The organism is Klebsiella sp. Sb-30, from assembly GCF_057652795.1.
In genome coordinates this window covers 4125914-4144525 of sequence record NZ_CM172749.1, presented here as the reverse complement: position 1 = coordinate 4144525, position 18612 = coordinate 4125914, and the positions used below count along the sequence as shown (strand labels likewise).

General features: G+C 56.7%; 20 protein-coding genes. 14 read left to right on the top strand and 6 right to left on the bottom strand.

Annotated elements, in window-relative coordinates:
- Positions 1–32 precede the first annotated feature (32 nt).
- The 8 genes from queA (at position 33) to AC236I_RS19355 (ending at position 8207) form a co-directional block, all read left to right on the top strand.
- The gene (gene queA, locus AC236I_RS19390; protein WP_032689270.1) at positions 33–1103 is read left to right on the top strand and encodes a tRNA preQ1(34) S-adenosylmethionine ribosyltransferase-isomerase QueA; all 1071 of its coding nucleotides are present in this window, start codon (positions 33–35) and stop codon (positions 1101–1103) included.
- A 53-nt stretch (positions 1104–1156) separates the two neighbouring features.
- Positions 1157–2284, top strand: coding sequence for a tRNA guanosine(34) transglycosylase Tgt (gene tgt, locus AC236I_RS19385; protein WP_044347607.1), 1128 nt, complete (start codon positions 1157–1159; stop codon positions 2282–2284).
- Between the two features lie 22 nt (positions 2285–2306).
- Positions 2307–2639, top strand: a complete 333-nt coding sequence (gene yajC, locus AC236I_RS19380) for a preprotein translocase subunit YajC (RefSeq protein WP_004099423.1) — start codon at positions 2307–2309, stop codon at positions 2637–2639.
- 25 nt (positions 2640–2664) lie between these two features.
- Positions 2665–4512, top strand: a complete 1848-nt coding sequence (gene secD / locus AC236I_RS19375; RefSeq protein ID WP_015585040.1) for a protein translocase subunit SecD — start codon at positions 2665–2667, stop codon at positions 4510–4512.
- A 10-nt stretch (positions 4513–4522) separates the two neighbouring features.
- Positions 4523–5494: a protein translocase subunit SecF gene (gene secF, locus AC236I_RS19370; RefSeq protein WP_004858587.1), complete on the top strand. Its 972-nt coding sequence runs from the start codon at positions 4523–4525 to the stop codon at positions 5492–5494.
- A gap of 113 nt (positions 5495–5607) precedes the next feature.
- Complete coding sequence (locus AC236I_RS19365; RefSeq protein WP_099144613.1) at positions 5608–6999, top strand: M24 family metallopeptidase; 1392 nt, start codon at positions 5608–5610, stop codon at positions 6997–6999.
- Positions 7000–7086: 87 nt separating this feature from the next.
- Entirely contained in the window at positions 7087–7464 is a 378-nt protein-coding gene (locus tag AC236I_RS19360) for a VOC family protein (protein WP_064359859.1), read from the top strand.
- Between the two features lie 47 nt (positions 7465–7511).
- Positions 7512–8207 carry a helix-turn-helix transcriptional regulator gene (locus AC236I_RS19355; RefSeq protein WP_032716748.1) on the top strand — a complete coding sequence of 232 codons (696 nt, stop codon included), beginning with the start codon at positions 7512–7514 and terminating at the stop codon, positions 8205–8207.
- Between the two features lie 51 nt (positions 8208–8258).
- On the opposite strand, the gene AC236I_RS19350 is transcribed toward AC236I_RS19355, so the two are convergent.
- Together AC236I_RS19350 and AC236I_RS19345 are read right to left on the bottom strand one after the other, a co-directional pair.
- On the bottom strand, positions 8259–9143 hold the full coding sequence (locus AC236I_RS19350) for a nucleoside-specific channel-forming protein Tsx (RefSeq protein ID WP_004858604.1): 885 nt from the start codon (positions 9141–9143) through the stop codon (positions 8259–8261).
- 293 nt (positions 9144–9436) lie between these two features.
- Complete coding sequence (locus AC236I_RS19345) at positions 9437–9979, bottom strand: SadB/YajI family lipoprotein (RefSeq protein WP_004858607.1); 543 nt, start codon at positions 9977–9979, stop codon at positions 9437–9439.
- Positions 9980–10127: 148 nt separating this feature from the next.
- Between AC236I_RS19345 and nrdR the strand changes: the two genes are divergently transcribed.
- From nrdR to pgpA, 6 genes are all read left to right on the top strand, one after another.
- Positions 10128–10577: a transcriptional regulator NrdR gene (gene nrdR, locus AC236I_RS19340; RefSeq protein WP_004858609.1), complete on the top strand. Its 450-nt coding sequence runs from the start codon at positions 10128–10130 to the stop codon at positions 10575–10577.
- Positions 10578–10580: 3 nt separating this feature from the next.
- Positions 10581–11684 (top strand): bifunctional diaminohydroxyphosphoribosylaminopyrimidine deaminase/5-amino-6-(5-phosphoribosylamino)uracil reductase RibD, encoded by a 1104-nt coding sequence (gene ribD / locus AC236I_RS19335; protein WP_015585036.1) that lies wholly within the window; start codon positions 10581–10583, stop codon positions 11682–11684.
- Between the two features lie 213 nt (positions 11685–11897).
- Positions 11898–12368, top strand: coding sequence for a 6,7-dimethyl-8-ribityllumazine synthase (gene ribH / locus AC236I_RS19330; RefSeq protein ID WP_004858618.1), 471 nt, complete (start codon positions 11898–11900; stop codon positions 12366–12368).
- 22 nt (positions 12369–12390) lie between these two features.
- Positions 12391–12810, top strand: coding sequence for a transcription antitermination factor NusB (nusB, locus tag AC236I_RS19325; protein ID WP_004858621.1), 420 nt, complete (start codon positions 12391–12393; stop codon positions 12808–12810).
- 76 nt (positions 12811–12886) lie between these two features.
- The gene (gene thiL, locus AC236I_RS19320; protein ID WP_487608593.1) at positions 12887–13861 is read left to right on the top strand and encodes a thiamine-phosphate kinase; all 975 of its coding nucleotides are present in this window, start codon (positions 12887–12889) and stop codon (positions 13859–13861) included.
- A complete protein-coding gene (gene pgpA / locus AC236I_RS19315; RefSeq protein ID WP_015585035.1) occupies positions 13851–14357 on the top strand; it encodes a phosphatidylglycerophosphatase A in 507 nt (168 codons plus the stop codon). The genes thiL and pgpA overlap by 11 nt, the downstream gene beginning before the upstream one ends.
- Before the next feature lie 49 nt (positions 14358–14406).
- Here the strand turns inward: pgpA and AC236I_RS19310 are convergent, their stop codons facing one another.
- The 4 genes from AC236I_RS19310 to xseB form a co-directional block, all read right to left on the bottom strand.
- Positions 14407–15381 carry an aldo/keto reductase gene (locus tag AC236I_RS19310; RefSeq protein ID WP_004858633.1) on the bottom strand — a complete coding sequence of 325 codons (975 nt, stop codon included), beginning with the start codon at positions 15379–15381 and terminating at the stop codon, positions 14407–14409.
- A 67-nt stretch (positions 15382–15448) separates the two neighbouring features.
- Positions 15449–17311: a 1-deoxy-D-xylulose-5-phosphate synthase gene (gene dxs, locus AC236I_RS19305; protein ID WP_048022748.1), complete on the bottom strand. Its 1863-nt coding sequence runs from the start codon at positions 17309–17311 to the stop codon at positions 15449–15451.
- 16 nt (positions 17312–17327) lie between these two features.
- Positions 17328–18227 (bottom strand): (2E,6E)-farnesyl diphosphate synthase, encoded by a 900-nt coding sequence (gene ispA / locus AC236I_RS19300; RefSeq protein WP_004858640.1) that lies wholly within the window; start codon positions 18225–18227, stop codon positions 17328–17330.
- Positions 18228–18470 (bottom strand): exodeoxyribonuclease VII small subunit, encoded by a 243-nt coding sequence (xseB, locus tag AC236I_RS19295; RefSeq protein ID WP_004858644.1) that lies wholly within the window; start codon positions 18468–18470, stop codon positions 18228–18230.
- Positions 18471–18612: the final 142 nt, after the last annotated feature.

The window sequence follows — 18612 nt, the reverse complement described above, 5'->3', positions numbered from 1 at the left end:
ACCCGCCTCTTTATTTAGTCTGAGCCACCGTCATGCGCGTTACCGATTTTTCCTTTGAATTACCCGAATCCCTGATTGCCCACTACCCGCAGCCGGAGCGCAGTCGCTGTCGCCTGCTGTCGTTAGACGGTCCGACGGGAGCGCTGACGCATGGGACTTTCACCGATTTACTCGACAAACTTAACCCGGGCGATCTGCTGGTCTTTAACAATACCCGGGTGATCCCGGCGCGCCTGTTCGGCCGAAAAGCCAGCGGCGGCAAGATTGAAGTGCTGGTCGAGCGCATGCTGGATGACAAACGTATTCTGGCGCACATTCGCGCATCTAAAGCGCCGAAGCCGGGCGCCGAGCTGCTGTTGGGCGATGATGAAAGCATCAACGCCACGATGGTGGCACGTCACGACGCGCTGTTTGAAGTCGAATTTAACGATGAACGTCCGGTACTGGATATCCTCAACAGCATCGGCCATATGCCGCTGCCGCCGTATATCGATCGTCCGGACGAAGACGCCGACCGCGAACTGTATCAAACCGTCTACAGCACCAGGCCGGGGGCCGTAGCCGCGCCGACCGCAGGCCTGCACTTTGACGATATGATGCTGGAGAAGCTGCGCGAGAAAGGGATTGAAATGGCGTTTGTGACGCTGCACGTTGGCGCGGGGACATTCCAGCCGGTGCGCGTGGAGACCATTGAAGATCACATCATGCACTCCGAGTACGCCGAAGTGCCGCAGGAGGTCGTTGATGCGGTGCTGGCGGCGAAAGCGCGCGGCAACCGGGTCATCGCGGTAGGCACCACCTCCGTCCGTTCGCTGGAGAGCGCGGCGCAGGCGGCGAAAAACGACCTGATTGAGCCGTTTTTCGGCGACACGCAGATTTTTATCTATCAGGGGTATCAGTACAAAGCGGTTGATGCGCTGGTGACCAACTTCCATCTCCCTGAATCAACTCTGATTATGCTGGTTTCCGCCTTTGCTGGCTATCAGCACACCATGAATGCCTACAAGGCTGCGGTAGAACAAAAATATCGCTTTTTTAGCTACGGGGACGCGATGTTTATCACGTACAATCCGCAGGCTATTTTTGAGCGTGTCGGGGAATAACTCCGCGACATGAGTGTTTAACGTCAGACTGTTTTTCTGACGCAGGAGTTAAAATGAAATTTGAACTGGATACCACCGACGGACGCGCCCGCCGCGGCCGCCTGGTGTTTGATCGCGGCGTGGTTGAAACGCCAGCCTTTATGCCCGTTGGTACCTACGGCACCGTAAAAGGGATGACGCCGGAAGAAGTTGAAGCCACCGGCGCGCAAATTATCCTCGGCAATACGTTCCACCTGTGGTTACGTCCGGGCCAGGAAATCATGAAGCTGCACGGCGACCTGCATGATTTTATGCAGTGGAAAGGGCCTATCCTGACCGATTCCGGCGGCTTCCAGGTGTTCAGCCTCGGCGATATCCGCAAAATTACCGAGCAGGGCGTCCACTTCCGCAACCCGATTAACGGCGACCCCATTTTCCTCGATCCGGAAAAATCGATGGAGATTCAGTACGATCTCGGTTCCGATATCGTGATGATCTTCGACGAATGTACGCCGTATCCGGCGGACTGGGATTACGCTAAGCGCTCGATGGAAATGTCGCTGCGCTGGGCGCAGCGCAGCCGCGACCGTTTTGACTCTCTTGGCAATAAAAATGCGCTGTTCGGCATTATCCAGGGCAGCGTTTACGAAGATTTACGTGATATCTCCGTTAAAGGTCTGGTAGATATCGGCTTTGATGGCTACGCTGTCGGCGGTTTGGCTGTCGGTGAGCCGAAGGAAGACATGCACCGTATCCTGGAGCACGTTTGCCCGCAGATCCCGGCCGACAAACCGCGCTATCTGATGGGCGTCGGCAAGCCAGAAGATCTGGTTGAAGGGGTGCGTCGCGGTATCGACATGTTCGACTGCGTCATGCCAACGCGCAACGCGCGTAACGGCCACCTGTTCGTCACCGATGGCGTGGTGAAGATTCGTAATGCGAAGCATAAAAGCGACACCGCGCCGCTGGATGCCGAGTGTGATTGCTATACATGTCGCAATTATTCACGCGCTTACTTGCATCATCTCGATCGTTGCAACGAAATATTGGGCGCGCGCCTCAATACCATTCATAACCTTCGCTACTATCAGCGTTTAATGGCTGGTTTACGTAAGGCTATCGAAGAGGGTAAATTAGAGGGCTTCGTGGCCGATTTTTACCAACGTCAGGGGCGACCTGTTCCTCCTTTGAACGTTGATTAATTTTAATAATGAGGGAATTTGAATGAGCTTTTTTATTTCTGATGCGGTAGCAGCAACCGGTGGCGCGGCGCAGGGTAGCCCGATGTCTCTGATTCTGATGCTGGTGGTGTTCGGTCTGATTTTCTACTTCATGATCCTGCGCCCACAGCAGAAGCGCACCAAAGAACATAAAAATCTGATGAACTCTATCGCCAAAGGCGATGAAGTGCTGACGAATGGCGGCCTGGTAGGTCGCGTCACGAAAGTGGCTGAAAGCGGATACATTGCTATCGCGCTGAACGATACCACTGAAGTGGTTATCAAACGTGACTTCGTCGCTGCCGTTCTGCCGAAAGGCACCATGAAGGCACTGTAATCCACTTTTCCCTAAGGGAACTGCCGTGTTAAACCGTTATCCTTTGTGGAAGTACATCATGCTGGTCGTCGTTATTATCGTCGGCCTGATGTATGCGCTCCCCAACCTGTATGGTGAGGATCCGGCCGTTCAAATCACTGGCGCGCGCGGTGTCGCCGCCAGTGAGCAAACGCTGATCCAGGTCCAGAAAACGTTACAAGAAGAAAAAATTACCGCTAAGTCTGTGGCACTGGAAGAGGGCGCAATCCTTGCGCGCTTCGACACCACCGATGTCCAGCTGCGCGCACGTGAAGTGCTGGTGGACGTGTTAGGTGATAAATACGTCGTGGCGCTGAACTTAGCTCCGGCGACTCCTCGCTGGTTAGCGGCTATCCATGCCGAGCCGATGAAGCTGGGTCTTGACCTGCGCGGCGGCGTACACTTCCTGATGGAAGTGGATATGGACACCGCGCTGGGAAAACTGCAGGAACAAAATATCGACAGCCTGCGCAGCGAGCTGCGTGAAAAAGGCATCCCTTACTCCACCGTGCGTAAGGAAGACAATTATGGTCTGAGCATCGCTTTTCGCGATAGCGCCGCACGCGATCAGGCCATCTCCTGGCTGAGCCCGCGTCACCGCGATCTGGTTATCTCCACGCAGGGCGCTACTGGCCTGAAAGCGGTGATGACCGATGAGCGCCTGAAAGAAGCCCGCGAATACGCCGTGCAGCAGAACATCAACATTCTGCGTAACCGTGTTAACCAACTGGGTGTTGCCGAGCCGCTGGTACAGCGTCAGGGCGCCGACCGTATCGTGGTTGAACTGCCGGGTATTCAGGATACCGCTCGGGCGAAAGAAATTCTTGGCGCTACGGCGACGCTGGAATTCCGTCTGGTTAACAGCAACGTTGACAGCGCCGCAGCCGCTTCCGGCCGTGTCCCTGGCGACTCTGAAGTGAAAGATACCCGTGAAGGTCGGCCGGTTGTGCTGTACAAGCGCGTGATTCTGACCGGTGACCATATCACCGACTCCACTTCCAGCATGGACGAGTTCAACCAGCCGCAGGTTAACATCTCGCTGGACAGCGCCGGCGGCAACATCATGTCTAACTTCACCAAGGACAACATCGGCAAACCGATGGCGACCCTGTTCGTGGAGTACAAAGACAGCGGTAAGAAAGATGCCAACGGTCGTGCCATTCTGGTGAAAGAGGAAGAGGTGATTAACATCGCCAACATCCAGTCTCGCCTGGGTAACAGCTTCCGTATTACCGGTATCAGCAACCCAAATGAAGCGCGTCAGCTCTCTCTGCTGCTGCGTGCGGGTGCGCTGATTGCGCCGATTCAGATCGTTGAAGAACGTACCATCGGCCCGACTCTGGGTATGCAGAACATCAAGCAGGGTCTGGAAGCGTGTCTGGCCGGTCTGGTGGTGTCTATCCTGTTCATGATTTTCTTCTATAAGAAATTCGGTCTGATCGCGACCTCTGCGCTGGTGGCTAACCTGGTGCTGATCGTCGGTATCATGTCCCTGCTTCCTGGGGCCACGCTGAGTATGCCGGGGATTGCGGGTATCGTGTTAACCCTTGCGGTAGCGGTCGATGCTAACGTACTGATCAACGAACGTATTAAAGAAGAGTTGAGCAACGGACGTTCCGTTCAGCAGGCGATTGATGAAGGTTACCGGGGCGCATTCAGCTCGATCTTCGATGCGAACATTACGACGTTGATCAAAGTTATCATCCTGTACGCGGTCGGTACCGGTGCAATTAAAGGGTTTGCGATTACTACCGGTATCGGTGTGGCAACCTCGATGTTTACCGCTATCGTCGGCACCCGTGCCATCGTGAACCTGCTGTACGGCGGCAAGCGCGTTAAAAAGCTGTCTATCTGAGGAGTGCGTTGTGGCACAGGAATATACTGTTGAACAATTGAACCACGGCCGTAAAGTCTATGACTTTATGCGCTGGGACTACTGGGCTTTCGGCATTTCAGGTTTTCTGCTGATTGCCGCCATTGTGGTGATGGGCGTGCGCGGTTTTAACTGGGGTCTGGATTTCACCGGCGGTACGGTGATCGAAATTACCCTCGAAAAACCGGCCGAACTGGACCAGATGCGCCAGGCGCTGCAGAAGGCGGGCTTTGAAGAGCCGCAGGTGCAGAACTTCGGCAGCAGCCGCGACATTATGGTACGTATGCCGCCGGTACATGATGCCAACATCAGTCAGGAGCTGGGCAGCAAGGTCGTTAACGTGATTAACGAATCGACCAGCCAGTCCGCGACGGTTAAGCGAATCGAGTTCGTGGGGCCGAGCGTCGGGGCTGACCTGGCGCAAAGCGGCGCGCTGGCGCTGCTGGCGGCATTAATCTGTATCCTGGTGTACGTTGGTTTCCGTTTCGAGTGGCGTCTTGCCGCCGGGGTCGTTATCGCTCTGGCGCACGACGTGGTCATTACGATGGGCATCCTCTCGCTGTTCCATATCGAGATTGACCTGACTATCGTCGCCTCGCTGATGTCGGTTATCGGCTACTCGCTGAACGACAGCATCGTGGTATCTGACCGTATCCGTGAAAACTTCCGTAAGATCCGCCGCGGTACGCCGTATGAGATCTTCAACGTGTCGTTGACCCAGACGCTGCATCGTACCTTGATCACCTCCGGAACCACGTTGGTGGTGATCCTGATGCTGTATCTCTTTGGTGGCCCGGTTCTGGAAGGCTTCTCGCTGACCATGCTGATCGGTGTCTCCATCGGTACGGCCTCGTCTATCTACGTGGCGTCCGCACTGGCGCTGAAGCTGGGCATGAAGCGTGAGCATATGCTGCAGCAGAAGGTAGAAAAAGAAGGGGCGGATCAGCCGTCAATTCTGCCGTAAATCCGGCGCGTTCAGATAAAGCAATCCCGGTCGCAAGGCCGGGATTTTTTTATTACAGCCCGGCCAAATTTCGCTACTCTCCACTCATTAGCTTAATGAGATGGAGATCCCCCATGTCCGCCATAGTCCTTTCTGCCGTCGCCGAACCCACCGTCTGGCACGATGTGCCTTCCGTTACGCTCAGCGATCAAACGCTACGCCAGCGTAAAGCCAGGGTACTTGCGCAAATGCGCCGGCATGACTACGACACGCTGATCGTGTATGCCGATAAAGAGCACGGCGGAAACTTCGAATATCTCACCGGCTTTATCCCTCGTTTTGAAGAAGCATTGCTGGTACTGCATCGCGAAGGGGAGGCGGTGCTGGTGCTGGGCAATGAAAACCTCAAGCTGGCGGCCTTTGCCCGGCTGGAAAACCGGGTGATCCATGCGCCGTGGTTCTCGTTGCCGAATCAACCCATGAGCAATGAAAAGAGTCTGCCTCAGCTGCTGCAGGATGCCGGTATTAGCAGCGGGAAAACGCTGGGCCTGGTAGGCTGGAAGCTATTCACCGGCAGCGCTGACGACCGTTCACAGATGTTCGATCTGCCTGCTTTTATCGTTGACGCCATTCGGCAGGCTGCAGGGCCGCAGGCGGTTGTGGTCAATGCCACGGCAATATTTATCGCGCCAGATGGCGGAGTGAGAACGGTAAATTCAGCCAATGAGCTGGCGCATTATGAATATGGCGCCAACCTGGCGTCGACGGCGATCCTCACGGCTTTGAATGCCATCGAGCCGGGGAAAACGGAAAAACAGATCGGCGCGCTGCTGGCAGCAGAAGGCCAGCCCAACAGCGTGGTGATGATTGCCGCTACCGGCGATCGTTTCGCCGATGCCCGTCTCTATCCTGGCGATAAGGTTATCCGTCGCGGCGATAAGTTTTCGCTCACTACCGGGTTTAAAGGCGGCTTAAGCAGCCGGGCAGCCTATGTAGTCGGCGATGAAACGGAGCTGGCGCCGGAGGTGGCGGACTACCTCGATGTGGTGGCGAAGCCCTATTTCCGGGCGGTAGTCAGCTGGCTGGAGAACCTGCGTATCGGTATGCGCGGCGGTGAGATGTATGATCTTATCGAGCGGGTGTTACCGAAAGCAGAGTATCACTGGCATTTGAACCCCGGCCATCTGGTCGCCGACGAAGAGTGGCTGTGTTCTCCTGTAGGGCCGGACTCTCAGGCCAGTATCCGCAGCGGCATGCTGCTGCAAATCGATATTATCCCCTCACGGGCGGGCTATGCCGGGGCCAGTATTGAAGATACCGTAGCGGTTGCGGATGAGGCGCTACGTGAGGAGCTGGCGGAGAACTGGCCGGCTCTCTGGCAGCGCATCGTTACCCGGCGGGCCTATATTCGCCAGCAGCTGGGGATTGTCCTGCCGGAGGAGGTGCTGCCGTTTTCCAACACCGTGGGCTATCTCCGTCCCTGGCTGCTGGATAAGCAGCGGGCCCTGGTTTGCTCGGCGGGTTAATCGCAGACGGCGATCGCTCCTGACAGTACGCTGTCAGGAGCCCTGCCATACACTCCTCCTGAACCCAAACAATGGACAGGAGGATGTATGAACAACGTAATTAACTGGTTTGAAATTCCGGTCGCCGACATGGATCGTGCCGTGGCGTTTTACGAGCCGGTGCTGCAGGTGACGCTGCGTCGGGAAAATATGGATTGTGCCGAAATGGCCGTTTTTCCGTATCAGGATCCGGCCCCCGGCGGCGCGCTGGCGAAGTTTGACGGGGTTAAACCTGCCGATCAGGGATGTATTATCTATCTTCATACTGACAATCTGGCCGCCACGCTCGACCGCGTGAATTCCGCTGGCGGGAGCTGCGTCTTTGGCCCGCTTGAGCTGTCGAACGATATTGGTACCATCGCGATGTTTATGGATAGCGAAGGTAACCGGATTGGCCTCCATCAACCTAAACACCTGTCCCATTAATGCGTTTGACGCCTGCGGGACGGGCCTGACCATGAGATAAGCTAAAAATGAGCCGACGCGCCGACCGCCTTTTTCAAATCGTGCAGATCCTGCGGGGGAGAAGATTAACCACCGCCGGACTGCTGGCGGAGCGGCTCGGCGTATCGGAGCGCACCATCTACCGGGATATCCGCGACCTGTCGCTCTCCGGCGTGCCGGTGGAGGGGGAGGCCGGAAGCGGATATCGCCTGCTGGCAGGCTACAGCTTACCGCCTCTGATGCTGACGACCCAGGAGTCGGAAGCGCTGGTGGCCGCGATTCGGCTGCTGCAAACCTGGGGGGGCGAATCGCTGTCCCAGGCGCTGGAGTCGGCTCGGGAAAAGATGCTCGCGATTTTACCTGAGGAGAGTCGGCGTAAGGCCGAACAATCGCGGCTATTTGCGCCGGATTTTGGCGCCCAGGGCTACAGTAAGGCACAGTTTGATCTGGTGCATCGGGCGGTTTCCGGTCAGCGGGTGCTGGCGCTGCACTACCGCGACGAAGCGGGAAAGGTGTCGCAGCGCGAAGTGCTGCCGCTGGGGCTCTTTTTCTGGGGCGAACGCTGGCTGCTGGTGAGCTGGTGCGAGCTCCGCGACGATTACCGCTGCTTTCGTCTCGATCGCTGCCTGGACGTGGCTGCTACCGGGCGCCTTTTCAGCGAGCGGGCCGATCGTTCATTGAGTGATTTTCTGCGTAAGGTGAGGTGCGAGGAGCGTGAGCCATAATGCGCGTCAATCGATATCCCCGGCGCAGAGGCCGGGGACCATCAGGCAGGATTAGAAGTTGTAACCCACCACGAAGTAACCACCCCAGCCGGTAGAGCGTACGTTGAAGTCGCCATCGCCGAAGTTGAGCTTCGCATCATCGGCCCACTGACCGCCGTTATGCCAGTAACGGGCCACAACGGAGTAGTGCCAGTGCGCGTAGTTCAGCGCCAGGATGTGGCTGGAGGCGATGGAGTTGCTGGTGCGCGCGTGCTTGCCGTTCATGTCATAGAAGTTGTCATCGCCCAGATCGGAACCCCAGTCAAAGTTGGTGAAGCCGATGTAGCTCAGCGAGCCGCCCCACAGGTCGGTCAGCGGGACAAAGTATTTCACTTTGAAACGGTAGCCGTCCCATTCGTTTTCGTTGGATGCGCCATAGTTCTGCCACTGATATTTCGCATAGACGTTCAGAGACAGGCTCATCGGCAGACCGGTATCGATATCGGTACCCAGACCCATATACCAGGTGCTCTGCTCCTGAGAATCGTTACGACCCATATCGTAGATATAGTTGTTCGCGAAATACCACTCTTTGAACGGGCCGAAGCTGAGATCGGTGTTGGTCAGCTTATCGATAGAGAAACGCGGTTCGATTTCCATAAACAGCGGAGAACCGTTGTTCCAGATACCTTTTGCCGTGCTGTTGCCACCAAAGAACACCGGCGCATCGATATAGCCATAGAAATCAAACCAGTCTTTTTTAGCAAACGCTTCGTATTCCAGATAGGTATCGTTACGGATTTGCGGTCCAAAACGGGTGTGGTAGCTACCCACCACGTTTACACTCTGGTGCCACCAATCAGACAGGTACTGCGGTTTTTCGTTTTCTGCCGCGCCAGCAGTGAACGATGTGGACAGCGCCAGTACGGCGCCTGCTGCCAGTAATGTTTTTTTCATAATGATGCCACTGTTTAAATTAAGCCAAAAGGCGTTAAGAACGTTGCCGAAGCGTTTCTAAATATTTCGTCTTTCTGTGGGGGTCTATTATAGAAATCATTGCTCACAAAAATACGTGTTGTTTCACATAACGTAAACATACGTAATCGATTGCGTTCACGATTCTATGCATTTCCTGACAGAATGCCACTGAAATTCATCCATACAGTCAATTTTTACTGAACTGTTTAGAAAAATTGTAAATGGATTTCTGGACGGGGGGCCCGGGTGTCGGCGACACCCGGTGAAGGAGATTATTGTGCGGTGGCGGGCTGGATATCGTGAATGCGCAGGAAGCCGAGCTGTTCCGGCGTGATGCCGTTCAGACGTAGCGGAATATCAACGTCGCTCGGCGCCAGGATGCTGGCGGGGGCGCTAATCAACCGATCGTGCACGTTAACTTCCTGATAATTCTGCGTGGTGCCGCTGATTTGCCCCCAGGCAACGGTGGCGCTAAACGCCGGTAGCGGGTCGTTTGATTCCCCCTGAATACGCAGCGTCAGGCGGGTACCGTCGGCGTCGGCGGCAATATCACGCAGCGACATACGCAATGTGCCGATTTGGCTTTCGAGGCGCGCCGGAGTCCTGGCGCCGGGCAAAAGATAAACGCCGCTGGTGGATTTCGCATTCAGAGCGTTTTGCTGGCTAATTTTCACCGTCTGCTGATTAAGCTGAGTCATCTCTTTGCTCAAGGTGCTTACGCTTTCATGCATTTGACGGACTTCGCTTTGCTGCGCGCAGGCGCTGAGTGTGAACAGCGTGGTCAGCATCGCCAGCTTCAAATAACGTCTTGTCATGGTCATGGATTCCGTTTTCAGGGGATACTTTATGGTAGATCGTCTCCGTCCACGAGCCATAGATCCTTTGTCTCAAAAGCTCTTTCTTTGTTGTCGGGGCACTTCGCGGTAAACTACCCGTCAGTTTAACTTCCTGTCAGGACGCGCTATGCATTGCCCTTTCTGTTTCGCCGTAGATACCAAAGTGATCGACTCTCGTCTGGTGGGTGAGGGCTCTTCTGTGCGTCGTCGTCGGCAGTGCCTGGTTTGTAACGAACGTTTCACCACCTTCGAGGTGGCAGAGCTGGTGATGCCGCGTGTGGTCAAGAGCAACGATGTGCGGGAGCCCTTCAATGAAGATAAGCTGCGCAGCGGAATGCTGAAAGCGTTGGAAAAACGGCCGGTCAGCGCCGATGATGTGGAAATGGCGCTCAATCATATCAAAACCCATTTACGCGGTACCGGTGAGCGCGAAGTCCCGAGCAAAATGATCGGCAACCTGGTGATGGAGCAGCTGAAAAAGCTCGATAAAGTTGCCTATATCCGCTTTGCTTCCGTCTATCGCAGTTTTGAAGATATCAAAGAGTTCGGCGAAGAGATCGCCCGCTTACAGGACTAAGCCATGCATGATGAAATGTACATGGCGCGAGCGCTTAAGCTGGCGCAGCGCGGGCGCTTTACGACCCATCCCAATCCGAATGTCGGCTGTGTGATCGTCAAGGACGGCGAGATTGTCGGCGAAGGTTTTCACTATCGTGCCGGCGAGCCGCATGCGGAAGTTCATGCGCTGCGCATGGCCGGCGAAAAAGCCCGGGGCGCCACTGCCTATGTGACGCTGGAACCCTGCAGTCATCACGGCCGAACGCCGCCGTGCTGCGACGCGCTGATTGCCGCGGGCGTTACCCGCGTCGTGGCCGCCATGCAGGACCCTAACCCGCAGGTGGCCGGGCGCGGCCTGTATCGCCTGCAGCAGGAAGGAATTGACGTCAGCCACGGCCTGATGATGGGCGAAGCCGAAGCGCTGAACAAAGGCTTTCTTAAGCGGATGCGCACCGGTTTCCCTTACATACAGCTAAAAATGGGCGCTTCGCTGGATGGTCGCACCGCGATGGCCAGCGGCGAAAGCCAGTGGATTACCTCGCCGCAGGCGCGACGCGACGTGCAGCGCCTGCGTGCGCAAAGCCATGCGATCCTGACCAGCAGCGCGACCGTCCTGGCAGACGATCCGGCATTAACCGTACGCTGGGAAGAGCTCGATGCCGATATTCGCGCCCGCTACCCGCAGGAAAATCTGCGTCAGCCGCTGCGTATTGTGATCGATAGCCATAATCGCGTTACTCCTGAGCACCGCATCGTGCAGCAGGCGGGAGAGACGCTGTTTGCCCGCACTCAGGCCGATGATCGCAGCTGGCCGGAAAGCGTGCGAACGCTGATGGTGCCGGAACATAACGGCCATCTCGATCTGGTGTTACTGATGATGCAGCTTGGCAAACAGCAGGTTAACAGCATTTGGGTGGAAGCGGGCCCGACGCTCGCCGGCGCGCTGTTGCAGGCCGGACTGGTGGACGAGCTTATCGTCTATATTGCGCCTAAACTGTTAGGCAGCGACGCACGCGGGCTATGCGTGCTGCCGGGGCTTGAGAAACTGGCCGATGCCCCCCATTTCAAATTCAACGAGATACGCCAGGTAGGCCCCGATCTTTGCCTGCATTTAGTGGGCGCATGATCTCCCCCTGGCAAGGGAAAACAGCATCGCTACGCGAAATCATTCAAGATGCGTCGAGGCAGCCAACCCGAGAACCCCCCGCTTGCTTACAGCGGTAAGCGACCGGGATCGACAGGCGCAGCCAACGCGGAGGCAGTTTGAAGGATGAAGTGTATAAATTATTATGATAGAATCCGCCCCCCTTGCGGGGCTATATGAACCCGAAGGAAGAGTATGAACATTATTGAAGCTAACGTTGCTACCCCGGACGCTCGCGTCGCCATCACCATTGCGCGTTTCAACAACTTTATCAATGACAGCCTGCTGGAAGGTGCTATTGACGCACTCAAGCGCATCGGTCAGGTAAAAGATGAAAATATTACCGTTGTTTGGGTTCCAGGCGCGTATGAGCTGCCGCTGGCGGCTGGCGTGCTGGCTAAAACCGGTAAATATGACGCAGTGATTGCTCTGGGTACGGTGATTCGTGGTGGTACCGCGCACTTTGAATATGTGGCTGGCGGAGCAAGCAATGGCCTCGCACATGTCGCGCAGGACAGCGAAATCCCGGTAGCCTTTGGTGTTCTGACGACAGAAAGCATTGAACAAGCCATCGAACGCGCTGGTACCAAAGCCGGTAACAAAGGCGCAGAAGCTGCGCTGACCGCGCTGGAAATGATTAACGTATTGAAAGCCATCAAGGCCTGAATTTTTTTGTAAGGGGAATTCCGTGAAACCTGCTGCTCGTCGCCGCGCCCGTGAGTGTGCCGTCCAGGCGCTTTACTCCTGGCAGTTGTCCCAGAACGACATCGCTGATGTTGAATACCAGTTCCTGGCGGAACAGGATGTCAAAGATGTCGACGTTCTGTATTTCCGCGAACTGCTGTCCGGAGTGGCGACTAACAGCGCATACCTCGACGGCCTGATGAAGCCGTACCTGTCCCGCCTGCTTGAAGAGCTGGGTCAGGTGGAGAAAGCGGTACTGCGTATCGCCCTGTTCGAGCTGTCTAAACGTGACGATGTTCCGTACAAAGTTGCGATTAACGAAGCTATCGAACTGGCGAAAACCTTTGGCGCCGAAGACAGTCATAAGTTTGTTAACGGCGTGCTGGACAAAGCAGCCCCGGCAATTCGTCCCAACAAAAAGTAAACTCCAGGCCGGGTCTCGCGGGATGTCATCCACGCAAGGTCCGGCCTTATTCTTTTCTTTTGCTGAGGCATAACGTATGGCATGCGGCGAATTTTCCCTGATTGCCCGTTATTTTGATCGCGTAAAAAGCATGCGTCTCGATGTGGAAACCGGCATCGGCGACGACTGCGCTCTCCTGAACATTCCCGAGAAAAAAACGCTGGCAATCAGCACCGACACCCTGGTGGCGGGCAACCATTTTTTACCTGATATCGATCCTGCCGATCTGGCTTACAAGGCGCTGGCGGTCAATCTGAGCGACCTCGCGGCGATGGGCGCCGAACCGGCGTGGTTGACGCTGGCGTTAACGCTACCGGAAGCGGATGAAGCGTGGCTGGCAGCGTTCAGCGACAGCCTGTTCATGCAACTCAACTATTACGATATGCAGCTGATCGGCGGTGATACCACTCGCGGTCCGCTGTCGATGACCCTGGGTATTCACGGTTTTGTCCCGCCTGGGCGCGCTTTGAAGCGTTCCGGGGCGAAACCTGGCGACTGGATATACGTCACCGGCACCCCCGGCGACAGCGCCGCAGGATTGGCCATTTTGCAGGATCGTCTGGTGGTGGCGTCAGCCGCTGATGCCGACTACCTGCTGGCGCGCCATTTGCGCCCGATGCCGCGCGTATTGCAAGGACAGGCGCTGCGCGATCTGGCCAGCTCGGCCATTGATCTGTCCGACGGTCTGATTTCCGATCTGGGGCATATTCTGAAGGCCAGCGGCTGCGGCGCGCGGATCGATCTTGACGCAATGCCGTTATCCGATACGCTGCTGCGCCATGCAGAGAGGGAGCAGGCGCTGCGCTGGGCGCTCTCTGGCGGTGAAGACTACGAACTGTGCTTTACCGTGCCTGAACTTAACCGCGGCGCGCTTGATGTGGCTATCGGCCAGCTTGGGGCGCGCTTTACCTGCATTGGACAGATTAGCGCCGAGGCGGACGGTTTGCAGTTGATGCAATCCGGTAAACCGGTCCAGCTGGATTTACAGGGGTACGATCACTTTGGTGCGTAGTAAAGATATCGCAAAAAGCCGCCTCAATATGCTGAATCCCTGGCATTTGCTGGCGACCGGTTTTGGCAGCGGGTTAAGCCCCGTGGTGCCTGGCACAATGGGCTCGCTGGCGGCGATTCCGTTCTGGTATCTGATGACCTTTCTTCCCTGGCAGCTCTATTCGCTGGTGGTGATGATGGGCATTTGTATCGGGGTTTATATCTGCCATCGCACGGCGAAAGATATGGGTACCCACGATCACGGGAGCATCGTCTGGGACGAGTTTGTCGGGATGTGGATCACCTTGATGGCGCTACCGACGCTTGACTGGCAATGGGTCGCCGCCGGGTTTGTGATCTTCCGCATTTTTGATATGTGGAAACCGTGGCCGATTCGCTGGTTTGACCGCAATATCCACGGCGGGATGGGGATCATGGTCGATGATATCGTCGCCGGCGTGATTTCGGCGGGCGTGCTGTATGTCATAGGCCATCACTGGCCGATTGGTCTTTTCTGAGCTCACTCCTCGGGTGAGTTTGCCCGGGCCAGTGGCCCGGGCGGCCCGCTTATTTAAAACCCACAATCGGATGCGGCTGGTACGGCGCTTCCAGCTTTTCTACCTGTTCAGGCGTCAGCGTTAAATCCACCGCGCCCAGCAGGTCGTCGAGCTGCTCCTGTCTGGAGGCTCCGACGATTGGCGCCGCGACGCCGGGTTTACTCAGCAGCCAGGCCAGCGCCACCTGGGCGCGATTGGCGCCGAGTTCTTCCGCCACTTCAGCAAGATTCTGCGCAATCTGCGCATCGTTTTCATCGGTTGCGCTGTAGAGCGATTTGCCAAACTCATCAGAGACCAGGCGGGCAGTGGTTTCGCCCCACGGACGGGTGAGGCGACCCCGCGCCAGCGGACTCCAGGGGATGACCGATACGCCAGCACGATGGCACAGCGGCAGCATCTCATTCTCTTCTTCACGATAGATCAGGTTGTAATGATCCTGCATGGTGACAAAGCGCGCCCAGCCGTTGCTCTCCTGAAGCTGCAGCGCCTGCGCAAACTGGCGGGCGTGCATCGATGAGGCGCCGATATAGCGTGCTTTCCCGGCCTTAACAACCTCATTTAGCGCTTCCAGGGTCTCTTCAATCGGCGTGCTGTAGTCCCAACGATGGATCTGCAGCAGGTCGACATATTCCATACCTAAGCGGCGCAGGCTGTCATCGATAGAGCGCAGGATCTGCGCACGCGAGAGGCCCTCCGGCAGATCCCCGACCTGGTGATACACCTTTGTGGCCACCACTACTTCGTCACGGCGGGCGAAATCGCGCAGCGCACGGCCGACAATCTCTTCACTGCTGCCGTCAGAGTAGCTGTTGGCGGTATCAAAAAAGTTGATGCCGCCTTCCAGCGCACGTTGAATGAGCGGACGGCTGCTCTCTTCAGGTAGGGTCCAGGCGTGCTTGCCCCGATCCGGCTCGCCAAAGGTCATACAGCCGAGGCAAAGTCGGGAGACCCGCAGGTGGGTTGCTTCAGGTGTGATGTAGTGCATGAACGGCTCCTGCTATCAACATAAAGGGTATCCTTTAAGCATAGCAGGCGCCGTTAGCGGAGAGGGTTCAGGCCAGCCAGGCGGTGATTTTGGCTTCGATACCGGCGGCATCAAGGCCGAGGTCGGCGCGCACTTCTTCCTGGGTTCCCTGGGGAATAAAGAAGTCCGGCAGGCCGATATTCAGCACCGGAACCACACGACGATGAGCCATCAGCAGCTCATTCACGCCGCTGCCCGCACCGCCCATAATGGCATTTTCTTCCAACGTCACCAGCACATCGTGATCGGCGGCAAGCTGCAAAATAAGCGCATCATCGAGCGGTTTGACAAAACGCATATCGACCAGCGTGGCGTTGAGCTTGTCTGCCACCTGCGCCGCTTCCGGCAGCAGAGTGCCGAAGTTGAGTATCGCCACTTTTTCGCCCGTGCGTTTCACCACGCCTTTGCCGATCGGCAATGAAGCCAGCGGCTCCAGCGTGGCGCCGGTGCCGGTCCCGCGCGGGTAGCGAACCGCGCTCGGCCCTTGATTGTAGTGATAGCCGGTGTAGAGCATCTGACGGCACTCGTTTTCGTCGCTCGGCGTCATGATCACCATATCCGGAACACAGCGCAGGAAGGAGAGATCGAATGCTCCCTGATGCGTTTGTCCGTCGGCGCCGACGATTCCCGCGCGGTCGATGGCAAACAGAACCGGCAGCTTCTGGATAGCGACATCGTGGATCACCTGATCGTAGGCGCGCTGCAGGAAGGTGGAGTAAATGGCCACCACCGGCTTGTAGTCGCCGATCGCCAGGCCGGCGGCGAACGTCACCGCGTGCTGTTCCGCAATCGCCACATCGAAATACTGGTCAGGGTATTTTCTGGAAAACTCGACCATCCCCGAGCCTTCGCGCATAGCCGGCGTAACGGCCATCAGCTTGCTGTCTTTCGCCGCGGTTTCGCACAGCCAGTCACCAAAAATTTTCGAGTAGGAGGGCAGGCCGCCGCTGCTTTTCGGCAGGACCCCGCTGGTATGGTCAAATTTCGGCACCGCGTGGAAGGTAATCGGGTCTTTTTCCGCCGGCTCATAGCCGCGACCTTTTTTGGTCATAATATGCAGGAACTGCGGTCCTTTCAGGTCGCGCATATTTTTCAGCGTATTGACCAGACCGAGGACATCGTGACCGTCAACCGGGCCGATGTAATTAAAGCCCAGCTCTTCAAACAGGGTTCCGGGAACGACCATCCCTTTGAGATGTTCTTCGGTGCGTTTGAGCAGCTCTTTAATCGGCGGCACGCCAGAGAAGACCTTTTTGCCGCCTTCGCGCAGCGTGGAGTACAGTTTTCCGGAGAGCAGCTGCGCCAGATGGTTATTCAGCGCGCCGACATTTTCGGAGATCGACATTTCGTTGTCGTTCAGCACCACCAGCAGATCGGGTTTGATATCGCCCGCATGGTTCATGGCCTCAAACGCCATACCTGCGGTAATGGCGCCGTCGCCAATGACGCAGACCGCACGTCGCTGTTTGTCTTCTTTCGCCGCGGCAATCGCCACCCCGATACCCGCAGAAATGGAGGTTGATGAGTGGCCGACGCTCAGCACGTCATATTCACTTTCGCCGCGCCACGGGAACGGATGCAGCCCGCCTTTCTGCCGAATGGTGCCGATTTTATCGCGGCGCCCGGTCAGAATTTTATGCGGGTAGGCCTGGTGGCCCACGTCCCAGATCAAACGGTCAAAAGGCGTGTTATAGACGTAGTGAAGCGCCACGGTCAGTTCGACCGTGCCGAGGCCGGAGGCAAAATGCCCGCTGGAACGGCTGACGCTGTCCAGCAGGTAGCGCCGGAGTTCGTCGCACAGTTTCGGCAGGCTGTCTTTCGGCAACAGACGCAACTCCTGGGTGGAATCCACCAGTGCCAGGGTTGGGTATTTGGCAATATCAAAACTCATCAGAGACTCTTATTGTTTATTTATCGCGCTGAATTATGTAATTCGCGAGCGCTTCCAGTGCCGTAGTATCCAGAGATTGCGCGGCCAGCTCACTCAGCGACTGACGGGCATCTTCAATCAGGTCGTGCGCTTTTTTACGCGCTTGTTCAAGTCCCAGAAGCGCAGGATAAGTACTTTTGCCTAGCTGCTGGTCAGCTCCCTGACGTTTGCCAAGGGTCGCAGTATCCCCTACCACGTCAAGAATGTCATCCTGGACCTGGAAGGCGAGACCGATATTTTGCGCATAGCGATCGAGCGCCGGCAGGGCCGCACGACCGCGTTCACCTGCGCTCAGCGCGCCCATGCGCACCGCGGCGCATATCAGCGCGCCGGTTTTGTGGCGATGAATACGCTCCAGCGCCTGCAGGTCAACCTGGTGGCCTTCGGCTTCCAGATCCAGCGCCTGTCCGCCGCACATACCGGCGACTCCGCTGGCGTGGGCCAGCGTCGAAACCATCGCCAGACGATCGCTGTCCGGCACTTCAGGCATCGGCGCATCACTCAGTATAGAAAATGCCAGCGTTTGTAGGGCGTCTCCGGCAAGAATTGCGTTCGCTTCGCCAAATTTAATGTGGCAGGTCGGCAGACCGCGGCGCAGATCGTCATCGTCCATGGCGGGCAGATCGTCATGCATCAGAGAGTAAGCATGGATGCATTCAACGGCGGCGGCCGGTGCATCCAGCGTTGTCCGGCTGACGCCGAACATTTCGCCGGTAGCATAGACGAGGAACGGACGCAGGCGTTTACCGCCTAATAGTGCGCCGTACTGCATGGCTTCAACCAGTGGAGTGTTCTGAAAAGGCAGCGGAGCGAGGAAACGGCGTAGCGCGTCGTTGGCCTGCTCAACGCAAGCGTGTAATTGTTGCGAGAAGTCCATTTATTCAGCATCCGGTGTAAACGGCGTCAGCGGGCTATCCTCGCTGTCGGCCAGCAGAATCTGGACGCGCTGTTCGGCCTGCTGCAATCGGGCCTGCCCCTGACGCGCCAGCTGTACGCCGCGCTCAAATTCGCTGAGCGCCTCTTCTAACGGCAGCGCGCCGCTTTCCAGACGATTAACAATCTGCTCCAGCTCGCCCAGGGCGGTTTCAAAGCTGGCCGGGGCCTCATTTTTCTTTGGCATAGTGAATATAGACTCTTGTAATGTCGCGACACCAATATGGTAACGAAGTCACGTGGTTAAGCAAATATACACCTCATCCTTTCGCGGAATCGTTGCCGAAAGCGCGCAAACGGGTGGCTGACAAGTGGGTTATGCCCCCGTC

Coding starts and splice junctions, on each gene's coding strand:
- queA (WP_032689270.1), top strand. CDS start 33: ATGCGCGTTACCGATTTTTCCTTTGAATTACCCGAATCCCTGATTGCC.
- tgt (WP_044347607.1), top strand. CDS start 1,157: ATGAAATTTGAACTGGATACCACCGACGGACGCGCCCGCCGCGGCCGC.
- yajC (WP_004099423.1), top strand. CDS start 2,307: ATGAGCTTTTTTATTTCTGATGCGGTAGCAGCAACCGGTGGCGCGGCG.
- AC236I_RS19365 (WP_099144613.1), top strand. CDS start 5,608: ATGTCCGCCATAGTCCTTTCTGCCGTCGCCGAACCCACCGTCTGGCAC.
- AC236I_RS19360 (WP_064359859.1), top strand. CDS start 7,087: ATGAACAACGTAATTAACTGGTTTGAAATTCCGGTCGCCGACATGGAT.
- AC236I_RS19355 (WP_032716748.1), top strand. CDS start 7,512: ATGAGCCGACGCGCCGACCGCCTTTTTCAAATCGTGCAGATCCTGCGG.
- AC236I_RS19350 (WP_004858604.1), bottom strand. CDS start 9,143: ATGAAAAAAACATTACTGGCAGCAGGCGCCGTACTGGCGCTGTCCACA.
- AC236I_RS19345 (WP_004858607.1), bottom strand. CDS start 9,979: ATGACAAGACGTTATTTGAAGCTGGCGATGCTGACCACGCTGTTCACA.
- nrdR (WP_004858609.1), top strand. CDS start 10,128: ATGCATTGCCCTTTCTGTTTCGCCGTAGATACCAAAGTGATCGACTCT.
- ribD (WP_015585036.1), top strand. CDS start 10,581: ATGCATGATGAAATGTACATGGCGCGAGCGCTTAAGCTGGCGCAGCGC.
- ribH (WP_004858618.1), top strand. CDS start 11,898: ATGAACATTATTGAAGCTAACGTTGCTACCCCGGACGCTCGCGTCGCC.
- thiL (WP_487608593.1), top strand. CDS start 12,887: ATGGCATGCGGCGAATTTTCCCTGATTGCCCGTTATTTTGATCGCGTA.
- AC236I_RS19310 (WP_004858633.1), bottom strand. CDS start 15,381: ATGCACTACATCACACCTGAAGCAACCCACCTGCGGGTCTCCCGACTT.
- dxs (WP_048022748.1), bottom strand. CDS start 17,311: ATGAGTTTTGATATTGCCAAATACCCAACCCTGGCACTGGTGGATTCC.
- ispA (WP_004858640.1), bottom strand. CDS start 18,227: ATGGACTTCTCGCAACAATTACACGCTTGCGTTGAGCAGGCCAACGAC.
- xseB (WP_004858644.1), bottom strand. CDS start 18,470: ATGCCAAAGAAAAATGAGGCCCCGGCCAGCTTTGAAACCGCCCTGGGC.